This is a genomic window from Pseudoalteromonas sp. SR45-5 (assembly GCF_014163565.1).
GTDB lineage: Bacteria > Pseudomonadota > Gammaproteobacteria > Enterobacterales > Alteromonadaceae > Pseudoalteromonas > Pseudoalteromonas distincta.
The window spans coordinates 1-1,940 of the sequence record NZ_JACJDN010000702.1 but is presented as its reverse complement, the minus strand read 5'-3'; the positions used below and the strand labels follow the sequence as shown (position 1 = coordinate 1,940).

Genomic DNA, 1,940 nt, shown 5'->3' with positions numbered 1-1,940 from the left:
TATGGACCCTTTTTTGTATTTAGATTACATATACTTTCTCAAGTATTTTTTGAATACCGGATCTGTTGCAGCCAACTCTTTTTGCTCAGCTAATATCTCTTTTAAAATAGCGCCTGAGGTAAGCGGGTTAGCAAGAACCACTCTAAATACAACCGTTGGTTGATTGTCGTATTTAGAAGGCGTTAAGCGTGTACGTGATACAAATGAGCGACCAGACTCGCGTTGACGCTTTTGCATACTGGCAGTAAAACGGTTCAGTGAAGCAAAAATATCTAACCGAGTTGCAGCATCTGCATCGGCTATTGCTTGTTTAATTTGCTTAGGTACATAACGATACGTTAATAAGCACAACTCAGGCTCCGAAATAAGCTCAAAGTCTTCATCAGCCTTAATTAAATCAGCAAAGTAATGTGCTTTTTTGATGCTTCGATCAATCAGCATTTCGTAACCTTTACGACCAATAACACGTAAGCAAGCATGTACTAACATTGCCATACCAGGTCGGCTGCCTTCAAGCGTGTGGCTACCTAAGTCTTTTGAACCTTTACGTAATATATACTCAGCGTGATGCTCTATTGCATCAGTTGCAGCGGGGTCTTTAAATAAAACCAAACCCGCTCCCATTGGTACATACATTTGTTTATGTGCATCGATGGTAATTGAATCTGCTCGCTCAATCCCTTTTAGTAAAGGACGGTGCGTACTCGATAAAAGGGTCGCTCCCCCCCATGCTGCATCTACATGAAAATGGCAGTTAATGTCTTGTGCTAAGTCGGCCATTTCATCAAGTGGGTCAATATTACCGGTTTCGGTTGTCCCCGCGACCCCAATAATCGCCATTACTTTAATACCTTGCGCTTCAAGCTCACGTGCTTTTTCGCGCATAGCTGTTACATCGACTTTATTATTTTCACAGGTTTTAATACCAATTAAGTTATCGCGACCAATGCCGAGTAAATCAACCGATTTACCTAACGAGTAATGCCCGCGTTCTGATATTAATACCGCTAAACCTTTATAACCGTAATGCAGCATACCAGCAATTAAGCCTTGTGCACCTATACCTCTAAAATCGCCATCAGGTTTTAATAAGCGGTTTCGCGCAATCCAAAGCGCAGTAATATTAGCAACCGTACCACCAGAGCAAAATGCACCTAATGAGGTTTTAGCACTGTGCATCCATTTAGAATAAAATGAGTCTTCTTGCCCATAAGCTAAATGATGCATCATCCCAAGCACTTGACGCTCAAGAGGCGTAAACGCTTTAGATGTTTCTATTTTTACTAGATTTTGATTTAGCCCTACCATCAATTTTGACAGCGGTAATAAAAAGTGCGGCAAGGCAGAGGTCATGTGACCAATAAAACTAGGCGCAGCTGTATGCACAGAATGTGCAACAAGTTGCTCCATTATGTCTTGGGCATAAGCAGAGACAAACGTTGGATCTTCTGGGATCACTGCCGATTGAAAATCTTTTTCTATTTCATGTAATGGTTTTTCAATTGCCGCTATATTTTCGTTTAGAAAACCTGCTAAATTACTCGAAATTTCAAGCTCGATTTTGCTTAAAGTTGAGTCTGGCGCTTCAGGTACAGTAAATATACGCTTAAGGCTTTCTTTAGAGGCGACGGCACAACGCTTTTGATCCATCTTAATACCTAGTGTGTGTGTAGCTAAAACACGCGCTTACCGATCAAAAACGCCTACTTATTAGGACATTTGGAGCAATCGTGTTTCTTTAAAAATTGCGCTAACTTTACTGCAATATAACTAAAATGTCTCGTTTAAACCTATAAAAGCAATCAAAGCGATGACAAAAAAATGATAATTTAGGGTCTATTTATCTTTCAAGGTTAAATTTTCAGCAGCCTGTTTGGTATTTAGGCAAGGCAGCGCCTATGTAGTGTGGTTATTCCCCATAAATAGGCGATAACGTAGCA

General features: G+C 40.4%; 1 protein-coding gene. It reads right to left on the bottom strand.

What is annotated here, in order from left to right; genetic code table 11:
* Positions 1 to 24: 24 nt before the first annotated feature.
* Positions 25 to 1,650 (bottom strand): pyridoxal-dependent aspartate 1-decarboxylase PanP, encoded by a 1,626-nt coding sequence (panP, locus tag H5072_RS18195; RefSeq protein WP_002958981.1) that lies wholly within the window; start codon positions 1,648 to 1,650, stop codon positions 25 to 27.
* Positions 1,651 to 1,940: the final 290 nt, after the last annotated feature.